The sequence below is a fragment of the Ekhidna sp. genome, assembly GCF_965221965.1.
Classification (GTDB): Bacteria; Bacteroidota; Bacteroidia; order Cytophagales; family Cyclobacteriaceae; genus Ekhidna.
Genome location: NZ_OZ244926.1, coordinates 3,883,420 through 3,904,723 on the forward strand (window position 1 = coordinate 3,883,420; position 21,304 = coordinate 3,904,723).

A 21,304-nucleotide genomic window follows, 5' to 3' on the forward strand; every position below is an offset into this window, starting at 1 on the left:
ATTAGGTGTTTTCCAGCAATACCGGGTCTTGTCTTAACAATCGGCACATTGTGTTGTAGGTCTTATGATGCTTTTCTTTGAACTCGACCGGGCGTTCGAAAAAATTCTCAACAGCAACGGCAAAAAACTCTTCATTATTTGCACTTCCATATTTTCGGAAAAAATTCTCTGATCCGGATTTTATTTCCCTCATGGTGTGCTTTGCTCTTGCTTCCCATTCTTCCAAGATCTCATGATCCAGAAAATTATATTCTTCATTCATGATTCTGTTTTCTAACCTTAGTGCGTGTGCCATTTCATGCAGGCCCAGATTACGACCATCCGGTTTTAAATATCCTTCCACAAAATATTTCCAGGACAAAACAATGGTCTTTGCTTTTGGATTGACTTCCCCCTTATGGTGTTGCTGGTTTGCATTGCTGAAAAATGTATCAGGATAGATAAGAATATATCTAAACCAGCTCAGATTCACTTTAGGGAAACCGAAAGTAAGTTGCACGGCCGAAGATGATATCAATACTTTCATCTCCCAGGTCACATGGTCCATTTGCCGGGGAATGAATTTTTTTGAGCTGATAAAAAGCGCGACTCTCCGCTCAAATATTTTTTTTGATTTTGGAGGAAGCTTTTGGTAAAACGCAAAATTCTTTAAGAGAAAATCTTTGTGTTTTGCGCTAAGAAAAAAGGCTGGGAATAAGCTTCCTGTTTGATTAAACCTAACAACCCATCTTGCAATAAACGGGATTAATAATATGAGTACTAATTCCAATTGCTAGATGGTTTTCAGCAAATGCTTCATGTCAACTTTATCATGAAGTTTTTGGATCAACTCCTCGACAGAGACCCGCTCCTGATTCATTGAATCCCTTTCTCTAATAGTAACAGTATTATCTTCCAGCGTTTGATGGTCGATCGTCACACAGAATGGAGTGCCAATGGCATCCTGTCTCCGATACCTTCTCCCGATCGCATCCTTTGCGTCATACTGAAAAGAAAAATCAAATTTCAATTCATTGAGAATCTCTTCGGCTTTTTCCGGCAATCCATCCTTATTTACCAAAGGGAGAATGGCTACTTTATTTGGCGCTAGAGCAGGTGGAATTTTGAGCACTGTTCGCTCAGTTCCGTCTTCAAGTTTTTCTTCTTTGTATGCGGCAGACATAATTGCCAGAAACATTCGGTCTAGTCCAATTGAAGTTTCCACAACATATGGCACGTAGCTTTCATTGGTGTTCTGGTCAAAGAACTGAAGCTTTTTTCCAGAGTGTTTTTCATGTGCCTTCAAATCAAAGTCTGTTCGCGAGTGTATGCCTTCCAGTTCTTTGAAACCCATTGGGAAGTTGAACTCAATATCCGCTGCAGCATTCGCATAGTGTGCGAGGTTGATGTGATCATGGAAGCGATAATTTTCGTCACCGAGCCCCAAAGCTTTGTGCCAGTTGATTCTTTTTTGTTTCCAATGCTCATACCATTTCATTTCTTCACCTGGCTTCACGAAGAATTGCATTTCCATCTGTTCAAATTCCCTCATTCGGAAAATAAATTGCCGGGCTATGATTTCATTTCTGAATGCTTTGCCAATTTGTGCAATCCCGAAAGGAGGTTTCATTCGTGCCGTTTTTTGCACGTTTAGATAGTTTACGAAAATTCCCTGTGCTGTCTCTGGTCGGAGATAAATCTTTTCAGCGCCATCAGACAGTGAACCAATTTCTGTTGAGAACATCAAGTTGAATTGACGTACATCCGTCCAGTTTTTGGAGCCTGAAACAGGGTCAGCGATTTCCAGCTCTTCTATTAATGCTTTTACATCAGCCAGGTTTCCTGTATTGAGCGCATTCCCCAACCGATCTTCTATTGATTGAATTTTTTCTTTATAGCCAACCACCCGAGGGTTTGTAGTAACAAACTGCTCCTCATCAAAATCATCACCAAATCTCTTAGCGGCTTTTGTGACTTCTTTATCTATTTTCCCTTCAATCTTGGCGATGTACTCTTCCACGAGCACATCTGCACGGTAGCGTTTTTTGGAGTCTTTGTTATCAATCAACGGGTCATTAAATGCATCCACATGACCGGAAGCTTTCCAGGTGGTTGGGTGCATGAAAATTGCCGCATCGATACCCACAATGTTTTCATGCATGCGCACCATCGCCTGCCACCAATATTCCTTGATATTATTTTTTAATTCAGATCCATTGGGCCCGTAATCATAAGTAGCTCCCAGACCATCATAAATGTCACTAGATGGGTAGATAAAACCGTACTCTTTACAGTGAGAAACAATATTTTTTAGTGATCCTCCGTCAGGTGTATTGCTCATAGCCCGCAAAGATATATTTCCTTCAATCTTTTGAGATCAGTTGGCGGGCTTTTTGTGTAAATTCAGATATGTCTTCCTGTGAACATCTAGTAGCTATTCCTTACTGATAGGAATCCATAATGAAAGAAAGTACGTTGATTAGTAGCTTAAGAAAAATATGGATATGAAGAAATTGTCGGTTTTAATAGTAGTTCTATTGATTAGTCAAATCACTTTATCCCAAGTGGGTGTGTCACATAAAATGTATGATGAGCTCCTTCAACAATATGTCGATGAAAAAGGAATGGTCGACTACAAGGGGTTAAAACAGAATAGAGCTAAACTTAAATCTTACCTAAGTATGCTGGAGGCAAATGCTCCGACGAATACCTGGACAAGAGATCAAAAACTTGCTTACTGGATTAACGCTTACAATGCTTTCACTCTTGAATTAATACTGGAGCATTACCCGGTGGGAAGTATTAAGGATATTGGCTCTGCGATTAAAATTCCGTTTGTTAATACTCCCTGGGACATCAAATTTATAAATATTGGTGAGGAGGAGTATGATCTGAATAATATTGAACATGGGATTATCAGAAAGGAATTTGAAGAGCCCAGAATTCACTTTGCATTGGTATGCGCTGCTGTGTCCTGCCCAAAGCTTCAAAATCGGGCGTTTCAGCCTGATAGACTTGACCAACAGTTAACAAAAGCAGCAAAGGAATTTCTTGCTGACCCCACAAAAAATAGCTTCAAAGGCTCCAGTCAGGCCACCCTGTCCAAAATCTTTAATTGGTATGGTGGAGATTTCAATAATAACGGAACGTTGATCGAGTTTATCAATCAATATGCTCCTACAGAACTCAGCAATGATGCTAATATCGATTGGAAGGATTATGATTGGGCGCTAAATGAGTAGAGATAGAGTTTGGAAAGCCTAATAACCTCCGATGCATCAAAATGAAATGCAACAAGAAACCCGATCAAGTGATCGGGTTTCTAATCTAAATGTGTTGATGCTTATTTAACAATTCTTCGACCAATGCTATGGTATTCAAAACCCAGCTCTTTCATTTGATTGAGGTCATAAAGATTACGTCCGTCAAAAATCACTTTGTTTTTTAATGCATCTTTGATCTTCTCGAATTCGGGAGTTCGGAAAATTGGCCATTCGGTCATGATCATTAATGCATCGGCATTCTCCAATGCATCGTACTGATCATCGGCGAAATAAATATCATCACCGAAAACAGTTTTCACATTTTCCATTGCCTCTGGATCGTAAGCTTTGACCTTTGCCCCAAGGCTAAGAAGGGTTTTAATATTCTCTAATGCAGGTGCTTCTCTGATATCATCGGTATATGGCTTAAATGCAAGTCCCCAAACGGCGATTGTTTTCCCGGAAATATCTCCACCAAAATAATTTTTTAGTGGTTCAATCAATTTCTTTTTCTGGTTGGTATTCACCGACATCACTGAATTCAGAATCTTAAAGTCATAATCAACCTCAGTGGACGACTTTGCCAATGCCTGAACATCTTTTGGGAAGCAGCTTCCTCCATAACCAATCCCGGCAAACAAAAACCTATTTCCAATTCTTGTATCTGTTCCAATCCCTTTTCTCACTTTATCGACATCAGCACCCATAAGTTCACATAGATTGGCGATCTCATTCATGAAAGTAATTTTTGTCGCGAGGAAGGAATTAGCCGCATATTTAGTTAGCTCGGCAGACCGCACATCCATGAAAAGGATTGGATTCCCTTGCCTTACGAATGGAGCATAGAGCTGTTCCATAAGCTTGATGGATTTCTCAGACTCAGCTCCAATCACAACGCGATCTGGCTTCATAAAGTCATCTACTGCTACGCCCTCTCTCAAGAATTCAGGGTTTGAAACAACTTCAAAATCAACTTTAGCTCCCTCTTTCACTTTGGCAGTTACTTTCTCAGCAGTGCCAACAGGGACGGTGCTTTTATCAACAATCACCGTAAAATCCTTTAGCATCGGACCTAAATCTTCTGCAACCTTGAGGACGTATTGCAGGTCAGCAGATCCATCTTCACCAGGAGGTGTTGGTAGCGCTAAGAAAATGATTTTTGCATCTTTAATTCCCTCCTCAAGATTGGTTGTAAACTCCAATCGTCCTTGTCTGATATTCCTTTCAAAAAGTGCCTCCAAGCCAGGTTCATAGATTGTGATTTGTTTATTTCTAAGCTTCTCAACCTTCTTTTCGTCAATATCAATACAAGTAACGTGATTGCCGGTTTCAGCAAAACATGTCCCGGTTACAAGCCCCACATACCCGGTTCCAACGACTGCAATTTTCATGAATACTTACTTTTTAAATCTTTTGAGGCCGCAAAAGTAAACGTAGTTTCTTTACCAAATCCACAATGCAACTATTTTTAGACAAACAACATTAGTAATTTTGCGTTCCCAATTAAAGCAAACGTTTTAAATATGTCTACAGCAACAATGACCCCACCCCAAGAGGTTAGCGAGAACAAAGAAATGATCGCACAAATGGTTCGAGATTTTTGTGCAAAAGAAATTGAGCCTAATAAAATGAAATGGGATGAAAGCCAGGAGTTTCCTAAAAAGATCTTTCATAAAATGGGTGAGCTTGGTCTTTTGGGGGTGTTTGTTCCTCAGGAATACGGTGGTGCGGGATTTGGCTATCATGAATATGTAACAGCCATTATCGAGCTTTCCAAGGTTGATGGATCAATTGGCCTTTCCATGGCTGCTCATAACTCACTCTGTACGGGGCATATTCTACAGCACGGAAGTGAGGAGCAAAAGCAAAAGTATTTACCAAAACTTGCTACCGGTGAGTGGATTGGTGCCTGGGGGCTAACAGAGCCTAACACTGGCTCAGATGCCGGCAATATGAAAACCGTTGCTGAGAAAGATGGAGATGAGTGGGTGATTAATGGAGCCAAAAATTTCATTACCCATGGAAACTCCGGCGAAGTTGCTGTAGTAATTGCAAGAACTGGAGAACCAGCCAAATCAAGAAATGCAAGTGCGTTTATTGTGGAAAGAACAAACCCTGGGTTTAAACAGGGAAGAAAAGAAGATAAACTTGGCATGCGTGCATCGGAAACTTCAGAAATGATCTTTGAAGATTGCAGAATTCCCTCCGAAAACTTGATTGGTGAAGTTGGAGATGGATTCGTTCAGGCATTGAAAGTGCTGGATGGAGGACGAATATCTATCGCAGCTTTAGGGTGTGGTATCGCGGAAGGTGCACTTAACGCGGCTATCGCGTACTCTCAGGAGCGGGAGCAGTTTGGAAAGTCAATTTCCAATTTCCAGGGCATTTCTTTTAAGATAGCTGATATGGCAGTGAAAGTTGAAGCAGCAAAACTTTTGACCTATCAGGCAGCTGAGCTTAAAAATCAAGGTAAAAGTGTAAATAGAGAATCAGCGATGGCCAAGTTGTATTCCTCTGAAATTGCAGTGGAAGTTGCCAATGATGGTGTTCAAATTTTTGGCGGTTACGGATACACCAAAGACTATCCCGCTGAGAAATACTATCGTGATGCGAAACTTTGCACTATAGGAGAGGGGACTTCTGAAATTCAGAAAGTAGTTATTTCTCGAACCTTGTTGAACCAATAATTGTAATGGAATAAAATAGCTGCTATATTTGCGGCCCAATTAAAAAATCTGAAATGTTAATAATCAACGTTAAAGAGAACGAGTCAATAGACAGAGCGCTTAAGAGATTTAAGAAGAAATTCGAGAAAACAGGTGTACTTAGAGAGTTAAGATCAAGAACTCACTTCAAGAAGCCATCAGTTGCTAGAAGAGAAGAGATCATCAAAGCAAAGTACATCCAGCAAATTCGAGACGAGGAAAATAAATAACCTTTTCTCCTTCTTCTTCACCTAAGATTTTAATAAGTTTAGTATTCATCCCGAACCTTCGGGATGGTGCTGCTTATGGTGGAGACCTTCCTGAAATATCTTTCCTTCGAAAAACGCTACAGCCAACACACCGTAGAGGCCTATCGGAAAGATCTACATCAGTTTTCAGTCTATTTAGCGTCTGATTTTGAAATCAACGACCTATTACAAGTAAAGCACCCACAGATACGAGGATGGGTAGTGACCTTGATGGATGATGGTTTATCTCCAAAATCAGTCAATAGAAAACTTGCCACACTTAAATCCTTTTATAAATTTTTACTGGCAAGGGAGTATTTGGAGGTCAACCCGACTAATCAAATTAAGCCACTCAAAACCCAGAAAGATTTGCCTTCTTTTGTGAAAGAGGAGGAGATAACAAACTTGTTAGACAGGGTGGATTTTTCAGCTGATTTCTCAGGCCAACGAGATAAACTTCTCCTTGAGCTTTTATACTCTACAGGTATCCGTTTGGCTGAACTTCAAGGCTTAAAGGAGACGGATGTTAATGTTTATGAAAAAACCATCCGTGTACTCGGAAAAAGGAATAAAGAACGCATCATACCTGTTGGAAATTCGTTAATACAATTGATAGGTAACTATCAAAACCTAAAAAAAGAGATGGGTATGAACGAGGGAAAATTATTAGTCACCGATGCTGGAGAAAAACTATATCCCATGTTCATTTATCGTAAGGTAAAGGCATATTTGAGTGCCGTGACCACCTTGAGCAAAAAGAGTCCGCATGTGATGCGCCACACTTTTGCAACTCACTTATTAAACAAAGGGGCAGATTTGAATGCCGTCAAAGATTTGCTGGGTCATACCAGTCTGGCAGCTACTCAGATCTATACCCATAATTCGATAGAGAAGCTAAAGGCCGCCTTTGATCAGGCGCACCCGAAGGCTTAATGTATAACCTTTTAAACGTGACAGACATGAAGTTACAGATGCATTCTATTCACTTCGACGCAGACGTTAAGCTGCTCGATTTCATCCAGAAGAAAGTTGATAAGCTTGAAACTTTTTATGATCGAATCATCGATGGTGAGGTCTTTCTCCGGGTGGAGAAAGATGAATCTAATGAAAATAAAATAGTAGAGATTAAATTGAATGGGCCTAAAAACCAGTTCTTTTCAAAAGAAAAGGCACGTTCCTTTGAAGCTGGGACAGATGCAGCTGTAGAAGCACTCAGGAGGCAACTGAAAAAGCATAAAGAAAAAGTGATGGCGCATTAGAAACTATCACAAAATCTTTAAAATGAAAAAGCCCCATCTGCATTCGCAGGTGGGGCTTAATTTTTTTGATGCTTGGAGTATTAACTTTTCCATTTAATGGTGCATCCAATCGCTCGCTTCTCAGTCACGGTTGGTTTATTCCCAGCCTTGATCGCGTCAATTGCATCTTCCACGTAGGTCTCGGAAACATCAGAAGGATCATTTGGACTATCGTCGATGGCACCAATAAATTCGACCCTATATTTTCCGTTTGATTCTTTGTTTAAGACATAAACGTGCGGGGTTTTGGTCGCTCCAAAAGCTTTAGCCACTTCCTGGCTGTCGTCTCTAAGGTAAGGAAATGAATAGCCTTTATTGTTGGCTCGCTTTTTCATTTCATCCATAGAATCGCCAGGTTGCTGCTTTACATCATTTGGATTGATAGCAATTACCGGAAATCCCTGGCTTGCATATTTTTTATCAAGGTCTATAATTCTAGACTCATAAGCTTTAGCGTAGGGGCAGGTGTTGCATGTAAATACTACAATAAATCCTTCAGCATTATTGTAGTCTGCCATTGATACCATCTTTCCATCTACATTTGGAAGCTTGAAGTCCTGAGCATAATCGCCTACTCCATATCCTGCCACAGGCTCAGAAGCGTTCATAAACAGGACAGCAACTACGGCCATCACACCTACAATAAGAATAAATGTTCGTTTCATGGTTTTGGACATTTGTTAGTTCAAATATTTTTCTACGGTTTTCTCTAATTCTTCTTTAGTAAACGCTTTTTCATGGAAATACGTTTTACCAAGATCTGTGACAAACAACGTAGCTGGGATAGCTCCCGACCACTCCTGGCTTACTTTCCCCATGTAGTCGTCTGGATCCTTTTCATCTAAAAAAAGCACATTCGATTTTAGCGACTTTTTTGCCACAAACTTCTTCACTCTCTCCAGCTCGCTTTGAAAGTCGATGCTAACTAAATAAACTTTAATGTTTTTGTTATCCTCAAGACTATCGAAGTGAGGAAGTTCTTTAATGCATGGGCCACACCAAGTGGCCCAAAAATTAAATACGGTTAAAGGTGCTTCTGTGTATAACATCTTTTTTTGCAGGTCCGCAAATTTCACGACTTCAACTTCCTGAGCAGAAAGGTGTATGGAAGCCACTATGCATAAAGCCAGAGCCAGTTGTTTCATCATAAGGAATACGAATTTACTACAATCAGGTTTTCTCTATTTATACAGTTAAAATTGATTTTGTACAAAACCAAGAAATTGTCTGATTTTTGCAGTTGCTTTGATTTAAAGCGGTAATCTTCAAATAACATTCAGTGAAGGTAATTATGTTAGGTCGCTAGACAGGAATGAAATGCTTCACCTAGGCAAACTTCATTTTGAAAATGTTAGAAAAATTCAATCCAAACGATTCAGGATAAACTTATCCACAAAATGAAAAACTTATCCACACTTGCATTTGATATTGATGTAAGTTGCTGTTTTTCAAATACTTACAATTAATGCTTGTTTTATTTATTTTGTTGATAACTAGAATAGGAGCTGTTTAACCATTTGAAAATCAGCCATTTATCAAATGATAATTATTCTGCAGTCTGACGAATCAGCTTTTTACGATAAGCGTTAAAAATACGTGACTTGGAGATAAAACCAACATATTTTCCATCGTCTATGACGGGAAGATTCCATGCTTGTGTTACCTCAAATTTATTCATCACTGATTGCATTTTTTCTTGAGTGGATACACTGGCTGGTGGTTTTTGCATAATGGTTTTAATCAGAACATTCCTGCGGGCCTCATCATCAAACATCATCTCCCTGATATCATCAAGGGTTACTATTCCTTGTAGTTCTTTATTTTCGTCTACCACGGGAAAAATGTTTCGTTTACTTTTCATTACGAGCTTTACCAGGTCATCCAGTGTTGCTTCAGGCTTGATGGTGAGCAAATCTTTCTCAATGATTTTTTTCAAATCAATGAGACTCAAAACAATGCGATCTTTGTCATACTGAATAAGATCTCCTGTTTCGATCAGGCTTTTGGTATAGATACTATGCTTTTCAAAGTACGAAATAGTACTAAATGAGATAGCTGAAACGAGCATAAGCGGCACGAACAACACATATCCGCTGGTTATTTCGGCAATGAGGAATATAGCTGTTAGTGGGGCATGTAGCACACCGCTCATCACCCCACACATGCCTACGAGTGTAAAATTGCTTGTGCTCAATGAAGTGCCAAGCAAAGAGTTTGAGGTAGAGCTAAAAACAAAGCCTGTCAGTCCCCCCATGAAAAGGGAAGGTGCGAAAATCCCACCACTACCACCGGCACCAATTGTCAGAGCCGTTGCGATTGGTTTGACCAAAAGAATCAGGAATAAGAAAATGATCAGTGAGGCCTGATTTTCGGAAAGCTGATAAAAGAAGCTGTGATAAAATACTTCGGCTGATTTTCCCTGGAGTAGACTCTTTATCGTTTCATATCCTTCCCCATATATGGGTGGAAAGGTAAGAATGATGATCGCTAGTGAAATCCCACCGACGGCTGCTCTTCCAAAATCATTTTTTAGCTTTCTGATCCTACCCTCAAAGAAGTACATGATTCGAGTGAAGTACAGCGAGATAATCCCACAAACAGCACCTAATAGCAGATAATAGGCGGTTTCTCCGGCAATAAAGTTCTCAGTAAGCTTAAATGAGAATAGGATATCTTCACCCAATAATACCAGTGCAACTAATTGGCCGCAGACGGAGGCTATTAGTAAAGGAATAAATCGACTGATCTTTACTTCAGTTAAGATGACTTCCATAGCGAAAATCACCCCAGTAACAGGTGAGTTAAAGATAGCAGAGATGGCACCAGCTGCGCCGCATCCAAGGAGAACGGTTCTATTCTTATACCCTAAGTGGAATAGTCTGGCTAAGTTGGATCCAATGGCAGAGCCGGTAACGACAATTGGAGCCTCCAAACCAACCGATCCTCCAAAACCCACAGTAATGGCACTGGTGACCATACGTGAATACATTCTTGTCCGCCGAATGATGCTTGAGTTTTTTGAGATGGAGTAAAGAATCTGAGTGATACCATGACCCAGATTTTCCTTGAAAAGATATTTCGCTACGAGAACCGTGAGAATAATACCGATGAGAGGGTATCCAAGATAGAGATAGTTGAAGCTAAATATGTTCAGATTAAGCTCCAGGTATTTGATAATGAGGTGAACCGTGCTTTTTAGGATGACAGCTGCAAGCCCTGAAAACAGACCGATCAGACCTGCTGTTACTAGCAGGAAGTTGTTGTCACTGATGTGCTTTATTCGCCACACCAGAAACTTCATCATCAAGGTGCTAAATGTGCTTTTATCCTGTTTTGCCATTTTCAAAGATTCGGCAAAGGTAGGTTTTACTTTTAGCCGATAAAAGCACTAAATGATTACCGCATTTTTCTTTTCAAGTGCTTCTTCTACAAACTTAAAAGTAGATAGAACTTCTGGTTTGCCTTCCACTACAGCCACATCATGTTCAAAATGAGCTGAAGGTTTCTTATCTGCGGTCACAATAGTCCAACCATCATTCAGCTGGATAACTCTTCGAGTACCCATATTGATCATTGGTTCGATGGCCACTACCAACCCTTCTTTAATCTTTGGCCCTCTGCCACGCTTACCAAAATTTGGAACCTCAGGGGCTTCATGCATTTTCTTCCCTAAACCATGGCCAACGAGCTCTCGCACCACTCCATAGCCATGATTTTCTGCGTGCTGTTGGATCGCATAGCTAAGGTCTCCAATTCGATTTCCTGCTACTAATTGTTCAATTCCTTTATCAAGACACTCTTTGGTGATACTAAGAAGCTTTTTCACTTCATCATCTATTTCACCTACAGCGAAAGTGTACGCATGATCACCATAATATTCATTTTTCAAAACCCCGATATCCACCCCAACTATGTCACCCTCATTAAGTGGACGATCTGTTGGTATTCCGTGTACTACCTGTTCATTTACGGATGTAATGATCGATTTTGGGTAGTCATACAATCCTAAAAAAGCCGGAACTCCACCATGATCACGTATAAATTCATCAGCAATTTTGTCAAGCTCCAGGAGATTTACTCCAGGCTCAATCTTTTCCGCCATCAGTCCCAATGTCTTTGAGACAATGAGGGCACTCTCCCTCATGATTTCTATTTCTTCTTGTGTCTTATGTTTTATCATGCGAATGCAAAAATACAAACAAAAAACCCTGGCTCCTTATGAGAACCAGGGTTTAGAGTTATGCTTTAAATATTATGACTTTTTAGTCACATCCTCCAGTACTTCTTTTAGCGGAACACGCTTACCATCTTTGTATGACACAACCCACGCATCCTTAACGCCCATTTCTCTTAGGTACTTTTTAAAGGTGCTTGCTTCCCAATAATCTCTGAAAACGCCAATTGTGAATTTTTGAAGATCATCTGAATTTTCAACTCCGAAATTCGAAGAGTTATCATACTTCGATAAATCTTCTTTCTTGCCATATGCTCCAATCTGCACCTTAAAAACAAGGCCTTTGTTTTCATCAATTCCTCCGCCAGTGCTTCGTGAGGCCACATTATCCGTAGGTTGCTTACTCTGAAGTCTTGAGAGTTCCTCTCGTAAGTCGCCAATCTGCGATTGGTACGTAAGGATTTGCTCGTCTTTTTCCGCAAGTCTATCGTCGATATTTCCAAGCTCCGTTTTCAAGCTAGTCACCTGACCTTTCAACGATTTGTTTTCGTCTAGCAACTGCTTGTATTGCTCTGGCTCTAATTTTTTAATTCTCTTCTTCCACTCTTTTTTCTCTTTTTTGTCCATTTGGGCGTTTGCCTCAAATGCAAATACACAGCAGAGTGCCAGCGCGATAAGTGATATTGATTTTTTCATCTTTCCTGTGAAATTGGTTTTTTCTGCAATCATTAATGTTACTAAAGTACAAAAAACTCTAGATAATGGATAATAAATCAACTTTTTAGCGATCCGATCATGTCCTCGGGTTTCACCCACTCCGTAAACTGTTCATCCGTAACAAGTCCCAGATCAATGGCTGCTTTTCGGAGCGTAGTTCCTTCTTTATGCGCTTTTTTGGCAATTTTAGCCGCATTTTCATAGCCAATATGTGTGTTTAGGGCTGTTACCAGCATCAATGAGTTCTCGAGTTTTTCCTTAATCACTTCATGATTTGGTTCAATTCCGATTGCACAATTATCATTGAACGATTCGCATGCATCACCGATTAAACGTGCAGAATTAAGTAAGTTGAAGACCATCATCGGCTTGAAAACATTGAGCTCAAAGTGACCTGTGGCTCCTCCGGTAGATATTGCCACATCGTTTCCTATGACCTGCGCACATACCATGGTCAAAGCCTCGCACTGTGTGGGGTTCACTTTTCCCGGCATAATAGAAGAGCCAGGCTCGTTTTCCGGAATCAGAATTTCTCCGATTCCACTTCTCGGTCCGGAGCATAGCATTCTGATATCATTCCCTATCTTCATCAGGCTGACAGCCAGTTGTTTCAGTGCTCCATGTGTTTCTACAATTGCATCATGAGCTGCCAGTGCTTCGAATTTGTTTTCTGCGGATCGCATTGGCATGCCAGAGTGCTTAGCAATTTTCTTCGCTACCAGTTCGGCATATCCTTCCGGCGTATTTAGCCCGGTTCCAACGGCTGTCCCACCCAGGGCCAGTTCTGACAAATGATCAAGTGTATTATTTAATGCCTTTAATCCATGATCTAGCTGAGATACATAACCGGAAAACTCTTGGCCAAGGCTTAATGGCGTGGCATCCATGAAGTGCGTACGACCAATTTTCACTACATCCATGAAAGCTTCTGATTTTTTATGGAGCGTATCTCTTAGCTTTTTCACCTTAGGGAGAGTAGTTTCAACCACCATCTTATAGCTCGCAATGTGCATGGCTGTAGGGAAAGTATCATTCGAGCTTTGACTCTTATTCACATCGTCATTTGGGTGGATGATTTTTTTATCGTCTGATAGAGAACCTCCATTCATGACATGCGCGCGATTTGCTATCACTTCATTGGAATTCATATTGGATTGTGTTCCGGAACCAGTCTGCCATACGACCAATGGAAACTGATCATCCAGTTTTCCTTCCAGAATTTCATCACACACTTTGCCAATGAGTTCTGCTTTTTCCTTTGGCAAAACACCGAGTTCCATATTGGTCTCGGCCGCTGATTTTTTCAAAATGGCAAATGCACGGATGATTTCCATCGGCATTTGGTTTTTTTCACCACCTATTTTGAAGTTGTCTCGGGATCGCTGAGTTTGCGCTCCCCAATATTTATCTGCGGGCACTTTTACTTCGCCCATGGTATCATGTTCTATGCGGTATTCCATGTCTTGAATTTTATCGATACAAATCTAACAAGGGCAGCCCCTTTTGAATTTCAAATAACCAGTTTTTGTGTAATCAAATTTCCCGACCTACTTTTGTTTAGAATTATTCTAAATAAGACCAGTTGGCAACTACCGTCCTATTAGCAGACTTTCAGTACTTGACCCGTCAGGGCATGGCTTCCTTGATTAAAGCCATGCCGGGATTCGATTTAGTGAAGGTGGTTGACTCTTCGAATCAGCTGACAGAGACAGTAGAGGGAACTCAACCGAAACTGGTAGTCATAGATATATCTGATAAGGACCGGGAATTAATCCCAAAACTGAAGCAACTTAAAGAAAATACTTCATCAAGCTTTTTAGTCATTTCAAATAGTCAGACCAAGGAATCAATCCAGCAATTACTTTCCATGGGAATTAAGGGAATCCTCACCAAAAATTGCAGCGAGGAAGAAATCATTAATGGCTTGAGAGCAGTTTCACAAGGCAATCGTTTTTTCTGTAATAACATCCTTGATCTCGTGGTGGAAGGTCCGGACAAAGAAGAGAATTGTGATCCAACTAATCTTACTCCTCGTGAATACGAAGTGCTTGAGCTAATTACCCGTGGAAAAACGACGGCTCAAATTGCCGAAGAGCTTCACTTGAGCATTCATACTATTAACTCCCACCGCAAGAATATTCTCCGCAAACTCAATATGAACTCTCCTGCCGAGCTTATTGTGTATGCTTTGGAATCTGGCATTGTAAAAAGTCAGGCAGAAGCTAGCTAGAACTAGCTATTAGGTAGCTACTCCTAGCTAGCTATATCACTACTTCTAGTGATAAAAAATTTCCCCATCGATAGCGATTGTGCAAAAAGAGTCCAACTTTCAATTTTGCATTGTTTAGAATGATTCTAAACAGTAGATCAAAAACTATTTTTGCAAACCTTGATAACATGATGAATAAAAACTTTAACATTTTCTCCCTTTTGATAGGGATAACAATACTTTCAACCAGCTGCGGGAGTGACGATGATCCGGGTATCGTTATTGACGAACCATCTACTTATGCATTTACAAGAGATGGAGAATCCACTGTATCATTTAGTGGACAGACCACAAGAACCTTAATGGCTGAAGAAATTGTCAGTGCTCTTAGTAACACGGCATTTACTGAAGCTGAAATCGATGCAATGTTTTCGCATGCAGAAGGTGATAGCGATTTTGCGGATGAAACCAACTTTGGACTTAATGCCTCTGATAAAAATGTAAAAAGCAAGACAGCTGCCTCGGCCGATTTTTTCTCTTCTAATGCGACACTTTCGGCTGAAATCAAAGCAGATTTTGATAGCTGGATTGCCAACCAGATAACTGAGGTGTTTCCTAATTGGGAGACGGATGCGAGTGCTGGTGTAGCAGGGCAAATACAGGAAGCTGGCGGAGGTTCAGTTCGATATGTTAACGCGAAAGGTCTTGAATACAACCAGGCATTCGGGAAAGGATTGATCGGAGCACTCATGGTGGATCAAATCCTCAATAACTATGTAAGTACTTCCGTACTTGATGCAGGAACAAATAGAGAAGACAATGATGCTGGTATCTTGGCCGATGGAAAGAGCTACACAAACATGGAGCATAAATGGGACGAGGCGTATGGCTATGCGTATGCGAAAGCAGCCAACGAGGCAGATCCAAATGCAACACTTGGAGAAGGTGACAGCTTCCTATTTAAATACATCGGGAGAGTAGAAGGTGATGCTGATTTCGAAGGGATTGCAGCAGACATCTACAATGCATTCAAGCGAGGCAGAGCGGCAATCGTGTCAGGTGATTATGAAACACGTGATGCGCAAGCGGAGATCATCAGGGAGAAAATTTCCATGATCATTGGAATACGAGCGGTTTACTATCTGCAACAAGGTAAAGCAGGTTTGGAAGCCAGTACAATCGATTATGCAGCAGTATTCCACGATCTATCGGAAGGATATGGTTTCATCTATAGCTTGCAGTTTACCAGACTGCCGGGTAGTGATTTACCGCTTTTTTCAAATGCGGAAGTGAATGCGATGATAGATGAACTGATGGCTGGAAATGGATTCTGGGATGTGACGCCAGCTAAACTTGATGAAGTTTCAAATGAAATAGCGGCGAGGTTTTCTTTCACTGTGGAGGAAGCGGGAAGCTGATAGATAAAATATAAAAGGGGGCTGATAGAGTCCCCTTTACGTTTTTAAAACTAAATGGGAATAATGAAGAAAGCACATTTGTTTTTTGGTTCAATTGCCTTGGTGGGCATTTTGCTGATTGGATGTTCAGATGATGAAGGGGGTGTTGCTACCGACAATTTTGACCGTAAAGCGATGCTTGTAAACTGGGCAGATAACATTATTGTTCCGGGTTATGAATCTTATATATCCAAATTAGAGATTCTAAATACGGCAGCTCAAACCTTTACTTCTTCCCCTTCAAGTGAAAATCTGACCGCCTTAAGAGAAGCGTGGTTGAATGCAAATCTAGCCTGGCAAAAAGTGGGCATGTTTGAGATCGGGAAAGCAGAGGCGATTACACTGATCAATTTCACCAATATTTACCCCACAAATACGAGCGACCTCATAAATACGATTGAGTCTGGTGATTACGATTTGACATCCGTCAACAAACAAGACGAGCAAGGTTTCCCTGCCATTGAATATTTGCTTTATGGAGTAAGAGAGACAGATCAGGAGATCGTTGATTTGTATTCTCAAGAGATGGCAAACCACCCATACAAAATCTTTTTGCTGGATCTGATCGAGAGACTGGAAACACTTGCAACATCTGTACTGGATGACTGGAAGAATGGCTATAGAGACACGTTTGTGAATAATGATGGATCTGAAGCAACATCATCGGTTAATAAGCTGGTTAACGATTATATTTTTTATTATGAAAAGCATCTTCGGGCAGGTAAAGTCGGCATTCCATCAGGGGTATTTTCAGGGTCTATTGCCCCGGAAAAAGTAGAGGGTTACTATAGTGGAAAATCGAAAGTTCTTTTTAATGCATCCTTAGATGCTATGCAGGCTTTCTTCAACGGCAGGTCAGCAGACTCCAACCTCACAGTGGAAGGAGAAGGGCTCAAGACCTATCTCGATTTTGTGCAAGACATAAGCGAGGGAGAAGATTTAGGGACATTAATCAATGCCCAATTTGACCAGGCCAGAACCGAGGCTGAAACTTTACCTGATAGCTTCTCTACACAGGTGGAAAATGATTATTTGAAGATGGTTCAGGTCTATGAAAAACTTCAGGAAAATGTCATAAACATGAAGGTGGATATGCTCCAGGCACTTAATATCCGTGTCGACTATGTAGATGCCGATGGAGATTAAAATCATTCAAAGTATAGGTGTCACCCTGAATTTATTTCAGGGTCTGGAACAAGTCGAAATAGATTCTGAAACAAGTTCAGAATGACGATGATAAATAGTTTTTTTAACCAAACCACAAAGGCTGCTCCACTGGCAGTCTTTCGTATTTTCTTTGGCTTGATGATGTGCGCAAGCATCATCCGGTTCTGGGCCAATGGCTGGATCGAAAAGCTGTATATCGAGCCGTCTTTTTTCTTTTCATACTATGGGTTTGAGTGGGTGAAGCCACTTGGAAATTATACCTATCTGCTTTTTATCATTTGTGGCCTTTCTGCATTGGCTGTCATGGTGGGTTTTCGATACAGGCTATCGATCATCGCTTTCTTCCTCAGCTTCACTTATATCGAGCTGATGGATAAAACGACCTATCTGAACCACTACTATTTCATCAGCCTGCTTAGTTTTTTGATGATCTTTTTACCGGCAGGTCAATGCTTTTCTGTGGATGCTAGAAGAAATGGTTCACAGGATTATGTGCCAAAATGGAGCCTTGATAGCATCAAGCTTTTGCTTGGAATCGTTTATTTCTATGCGGGATTAGCCAAGCTCAACTCTGACTGGCTGTTTCGAGCCATGCCGCTTAAAATATGGCTGCCAGGAAAATACGACATTCCCATTCTGGGCGATTTTCTACATCAGGAATGGATCATTTATGCCTTCAGCTGGGGAGGGGCTATTTACGATTTATGTATTCCGTTCCTTCTGCTTTGGAGAAGAACAAGGTTGATTGCCTTTGCTCTGGTGGTGGTCTTCCATGTGCTCACCCGCGTGTTATTTCCGATTGGCATGTTCCCTTACATTATGATCGTGAGCGCACTGATCTTTTTTGACTCCAACCTGCATGAGCGAATCCTGAAAACCATTAACAAAATTATTAGTGTCATTTCGAACGCAGTGAGAAATCTTCTCGATAAGAAAGATTCTACCAATAAGGAGGATAGATCTTTCGCTACGTCTGCCTACCGGTCAGGCAGGCTCAAGATGACAAGCAGAGAGAATTCGAAGACTCCAAAGTGGAAACTCACCCTCCTAACCATCTTCTTCACCATTCAACTCTTACTCCCATGGCGCTACCTCTTGTACCCCGATGAGCTTTTCTGGACTGAGGAAGGCTTTCGATTTTCCTGGCGCGTGATGCTAATGGAAAAGGCGGGCTATGCCAATTTCAAAATTGTAGATCGAACCAATGATGAGACGTTTTACATTGACAATACCGACTTTCTGACGTCATTTCAGGAAAAGCAAATGTCCTTTCAGCCGGACTTTATTCTGGAGTATGCTCATCACCTTCAAGATCATTTTGCTTCTCAAGGTAAGGAAGTAGAAATATACGTGGAGAGCTTTGTTGCATTAAACGGGCGAAGAAGTCAACCTTATATCGACCCGTCAGTTGACCTGACCAAACAAAAAGATTCATTCAAACATAAAAACTGGATACTGCCATTCAAAGATGAGATTAAAGGGATATAACGTGAAGTGGTCGGACGACTGGTGTAGTTCAAATAACCGAATGGTGAAAGGAGAGTTTTCTGATGATCAGAAAGTCGTACGACCACTTGGAATAAAAACACGTGCATGGTTTACATGCATAATAATGCTTTTGGTCGCGCCCATAATGGCACAGTTCACCCTGTCCGGGAACGTCATGGATGCTGAGACCGGTAAACCAATACCGAATGCGGAGGTCTATGATCGAAACTCCAGTCAGTTGACGAACACAAATAGCAAAGGTTATTTTGAGCTCAGTAATCTGGAAGGGGAAACCCATAGCATCGTGGTACTATCGCTGGAATTTCAGACACAAGAACTTCAGGTTGAACTTCAGGACGATGAACAGATTACCATTCGTATGGAAGCCTTTCAGCAAGAGCTTTCAGAAGTGGTTATCAGCAGGAAGCGAGAAGAAATCTTTGCCCTTAATCGACTGCAGCCAGTGGAGGGGACGGCTATTTACGCCGGCAAAAAATCCGAAGTGGTTTTACTGGATCAGATGGTAGGTAATGCGGCCACCAACAACGCCCGTCAAATCTATTCCCAGGTCGTGGGGCTGAATATCTATGAGAGCATAGATGCCGGGTTGCAGCTCAATGTCGGAGGCAGAGGGTTGGATCCAAATCGAACCTCAAATTTCAATACCCGCCAAAATGGATACGACATCAGCGCGGATGTGCTGGGCTATCCGGAGAGCTACTACACACCCCCTGCCGAAGCTTTGAGTGAAATCCAGGTGGTGCGAGGAGCTGCATCTTTGCAATACGGGACGCAGTTTGGTGGACTGATTAATTTCAAAATGAAACAACCGGCAAACAAACCAATTGAATTAGTAACTCGTCAATCCGTTGGGTCATTCGGATTACTTAATTCCTTTAACTCGCTAAGTGGTACGGTAGGGAAATTCTCGTATTACACCTATTTTAACCTTAAGCGGGGCGATGGCTTCAGACCTAATTCCGGGTTCGACTCCAAAAATTTCTTTGGGAGTTTTAAATATGATTTTTCAGAAAGGACCTCCGCCACATTCGAATTTACTTCGCTTGACTACCTCGCACAGCAGCCAGGTGGGCTGACTGACCCATGGTTCCGGTCGGATTCTGCCTACACAGTAAGTAATCGATCAAGGAATTGGTTTGAGGTAGACTGGAAACTGTATGCATTGAAATTAGAACATAAACTTTCCACCCGATCCGATTTGAGTGTGACATTGTTTGGGTTGGATGCTGAGCGAAACGCGATTGGGTTTAGAGGTGATCCACGTGAGCTAAATGCAAATCCAATTACTCAGAATGACGAGCAGGAGACGGATGGGAATTACACATTCTCTCGGGATTTGATCAAAGGCCAGTTTAACAACTGGGGAGCTGAAGCTCGCTTCCTAACACGGTATGCCATGGCTGGAAAAGATGCGGTTTTCCTGATCGGTTCAAAATACTATCATGCAAATAATACAAGTCGACAGGGACCTGGTAGTCGGGGAACGGGTGCTGATTTTTCTTTTGCACTAAATGAAAACCCTGACTATGTCAATCAATCGGACTTTGAGTTTCCAAACAGGAACCTCGCATTCTTTGGTGAAAACATCATTTTTATCAATGATCAACTTTCTATTACTCCAGGTTTCAGGTATGAATTTATTAGGACAGCTAGCAGAGGTACATACAACGTGGAGGATATAGATCTTGCCAGAAACGTAACCGCCCTGGGCGATAGCACAGACAATCGCACCTTTCAGCGATCTTTTGTTCTATTAGGCATTGGTCTGAGCTATGCGCCTTCGGATGAGTTTGAGCTGTATGGAAATATTTCTGAGAACTATCGGTCAGTCACTTTTTCAGATATCAGAATTACAAACCCTACTTTTTCTGTAGACCCAAACATTACTGACGAAAGAGGCTACACATTTGATTTTGGGATGAGAGGAAAATGGCGAGAACTGATTTCATATGATGTAGGATTTTTTAGCTTGCTTTATGAGGATCGCATAGGTGTAGTTTTTGATGATCGGGCAAAACGTGTGAGAGGAAATATTGGAGATGCCTTGATCATTGGTCTCGAGTTTTTCACGGACTGGAATCTTGCTAAATCATTTCAACTTTCAGCAGATACCTACAAGCTAAATTGGTTTGTCAATGGGGCAGTTACTGAATCAGAATACCTTCAATCCGATGACAACAATGTAGAAGGAAAGAAAGTGGAGTTTATCCCACTTCTCAATGTAAAAACGGGCATACGATTTGGCTACAAAAATCTGCTTGGAAGCTTTCAATTCACCCATCTTTCCGAGCAATATACGGATGTGGAGAATTCTGCTATTCCGGATGAGACCAATAACCGAAATGGCATCATAGGGACTATTCCTGCTTACAGCATCATGGACCTATCTTTTTCATATGTCATCAGTCGATTTAAGATCGAGACCGGAATAAACAACCTGCTGGATGAAAAGTATTTCACCCGAAGAGCGACAGGGTATCCGGGCCCAGGCATTATCCCTTCCGAGCCGAGGAATTATTATCTGACTTTGCAGGTTAAGTTTTGAGGTGTGTAAATATCCCCTTGAGGGGATTATAGG

Annotated in this window: 19 protein-coding genes; 10 read left to right on the plus strand and 9 right to left on the minus strand. The window is 41.2% G+C overall.

Going from position 1 to position 21,304, the window contains the following annotated elements; genetic code table 11:
• Position 1 precedes the first annotated feature (1 nt).
• Together ACOQON_RS18125 and ACOQON_RS18130 are read right to left on the minus strand one after the other, a co-directional pair.
• Positions 2-769, minus strand: coding sequence for a zinc-dependent peptidase (locus tag ACOQON_RS18125; RefSeq protein ID WP_420576841.1), 768 nt, complete (start codon positions 767-769; stop codon positions 2-4).
• 3 nt (positions 770-772) lie between these two features.
• Positions 773-2,320: a glycine--tRNA ligase gene (locus tag ACOQON_RS18130; protein WP_420576842.1), complete on the minus strand. Its 1,548-nt coding sequence runs from the start codon at positions 2,318-2,320 to the stop codon at positions 773-775.
• Between the two features lie 163 nt (positions 2,321-2,483).
• Between ACOQON_RS18130 and ACOQON_RS18135 the strand changes: the two genes are divergently transcribed.
• Positions 2,484-3,221, plus strand: coding sequence for a DUF547 domain-containing protein (locus ACOQON_RS18135; RefSeq protein ID WP_420576843.1), 738 nt, complete (start codon positions 2,484-2,486; stop codon positions 3,219-3,221).
• Positions 3,222-3,322: 101 nt separating this feature from the next.
• On the opposite strand, the gene ACOQON_RS18140 is transcribed toward ACOQON_RS18135, so the two are convergent.
• Positions 3,323-4,633 carry a UDP-glucose dehydrogenase family protein gene (locus ACOQON_RS18140; protein ID WP_420576844.1) on the minus strand — a complete coding sequence of 437 codons (1,311 nt, stop codon included), beginning with the start codon at positions 4,631-4,633 and terminating at the stop codon, positions 3,323-3,325.
• Between the two features lie 132 nt (positions 4,634-4,765).
• On the opposite strand from ACOQON_RS18140, the gene ACOQON_RS18145 reads away from it, so the two are divergent.
• From ACOQON_RS18145 to hpf, 4 genes are all read left to right on the plus strand, one after another.
• Positions 4,766-5,929, plus strand: coding sequence for an acyl-CoA dehydrogenase (locus tag ACOQON_RS18145; protein ID WP_420576845.1), 1,164 nt, complete (start codon positions 4,766-4,768; stop codon positions 5,927-5,929).
• 53 nt (positions 5,930-5,982) lie between these two features.
• Positions 5,983-6,177, plus strand: coding sequence for a 30S ribosomal protein S21 (gene rpsU, locus ACOQON_RS18150; protein ID WP_349565705.1), 195 nt, complete (start codon positions 5,983-5,985; stop codon positions 6,175-6,177).
• 63 nt (positions 6,178-6,240) lie between these two features.
• Entirely contained in the window at positions 6,241-7,128 is an 888-nt protein-coding gene (locus ACOQON_RS18155; RefSeq protein ID WP_420576846.1) for a tyrosine-type recombinase/integrase, read from the plus strand.
• 26 nt (positions 7,129-7,154) lie between these two features.
• The gene (hpf, locus tag ACOQON_RS18160; protein ID WP_420576847.1) at positions 7,155-7,454 is read left to right on the plus strand and encodes a ribosome hibernation-promoting factor, HPF/YfiA family; all 300 of its coding nucleotides are present in this window, start codon (positions 7,155-7,157) and stop codon (positions 7,452-7,454) included.
• Positions 7,455-7,534: 80 nt separating this feature from the next.
• Here hpf and ACOQON_RS18165 read toward each other — a convergent pair whose 3' ends face one another.
• From ACOQON_RS18165 to fumC, 6 genes are all read right to left on the minus strand, one after another.
• Complete coding sequence (locus tag ACOQON_RS18165) at positions 7,535-8,158, minus strand: thioredoxin family protein (protein ID WP_420576848.1); 624 nt, start codon at positions 8,156-8,158, stop codon at positions 7,535-7,537.
• A gap of 15 nt (positions 8,159-8,173) precedes the next feature.
• Complete coding sequence (locus tag ACOQON_RS18170; protein ID WP_420576849.1) at positions 8,174-8,641, minus strand: TlpA family protein disulfide reductase; 468 nt, start codon at positions 8,639-8,641, stop codon at positions 8,174-8,176.
• Between the two features lie 398 nt (positions 8,642-9,039).
• Positions 9,040-10,833, minus strand: coding sequence for a chloride channel protein (locus tag ACOQON_RS18175; protein WP_420576850.1), 1,794 nt, complete (start codon positions 10,831-10,833; stop codon positions 9,040-9,042).
• 48 nt (positions 10,834-10,881) lie between these two features.
• Positions 10,882-11,673 (minus strand): type I methionyl aminopeptidase, encoded by a 792-nt coding sequence (map, locus tag ACOQON_RS18180; protein ID WP_420576851.1) that lies wholly within the window; start codon positions 11,671-11,673, stop codon positions 10,882-10,884.
• Between the two features lie 72 nt (positions 11,674-11,745).
• Positions 11,746-12,363, minus strand: a complete 618-nt coding sequence (locus tag ACOQON_RS18185; protein ID WP_420576852.1) for an Ezrin/radixin/moesin family protein — start codon at positions 12,361-12,363, stop codon at positions 11,746-11,748.
• Positions 12,364-12,440: 77 nt separating this feature from the next.
• The gene (gene fumC / locus ACOQON_RS18190) at positions 12,441-13,844 is read right to left on the minus strand and encodes a class II fumarate hydratase (protein ID WP_420576853.1); all 1,404 of its coding nucleotides are present in this window, start codon (positions 13,842-13,844) and stop codon (positions 12,441-12,443) included.
• A gap of 122 nt (positions 13,845-13,966) precedes the next feature.
• On the opposite strand from fumC, the gene ACOQON_RS18195 reads away from it, so the two are divergent.
• The 5 genes from ACOQON_RS18195 to ACOQON_RS18215 all read left to right on the plus strand — a co-directional run bounded on the left by ACOQON_RS18195 (position 13,967) and on the right by ACOQON_RS18215 (position 21,271).
• Positions 13,967-14,614 carry a response regulator transcription factor gene (locus tag ACOQON_RS18195; protein WP_420576854.1) on the plus strand — a complete coding sequence of 216 codons (648 nt, stop codon included), beginning with the start codon at positions 13,967-13,969 and terminating at the stop codon, positions 14,612-14,614.
• A gap of 167 nt (positions 14,615-14,781) precedes the next feature.
• Entirely contained in the window at positions 14,782-16,011 is a 1,230-nt protein-coding gene (locus ACOQON_RS18200) for a DUF4856 domain-containing protein (RefSeq protein ID WP_420576855.1), read from the plus strand.
• A 63-nt stretch (positions 16,012-16,074) separates the two neighbouring features.
• Positions 16,075-17,196 (plus strand): imelysin family protein, encoded by a 1,122-nt coding sequence (locus ACOQON_RS18205; protein ID WP_420576856.1) that lies wholly within the window; start codon positions 16,075-16,077, stop codon positions 17,194-17,196.
• An 81-nt stretch (positions 17,197-17,277) separates the two neighbouring features.
• A complete protein-coding gene (locus ACOQON_RS18210) occupies positions 17,278-18,705 on the plus strand; it encodes an HTTM domain-containing protein (RefSeq protein ID WP_420576857.1) in 1,428 nt (475 codons plus the stop codon).
• Entirely contained in the window at positions 18,686-21,271 is a 2,586-nt protein-coding gene (locus ACOQON_RS18215) for a TonB-dependent receptor domain-containing protein (protein WP_420576858.1), read from the plus strand. Before ACOQON_RS18210 ends, ACOQON_RS18215 begins: the two co-directional genes overlap by 20 nt.
• The last annotated feature ends 33 nt before the right edge of the window (positions 21,272-21,304 follow it).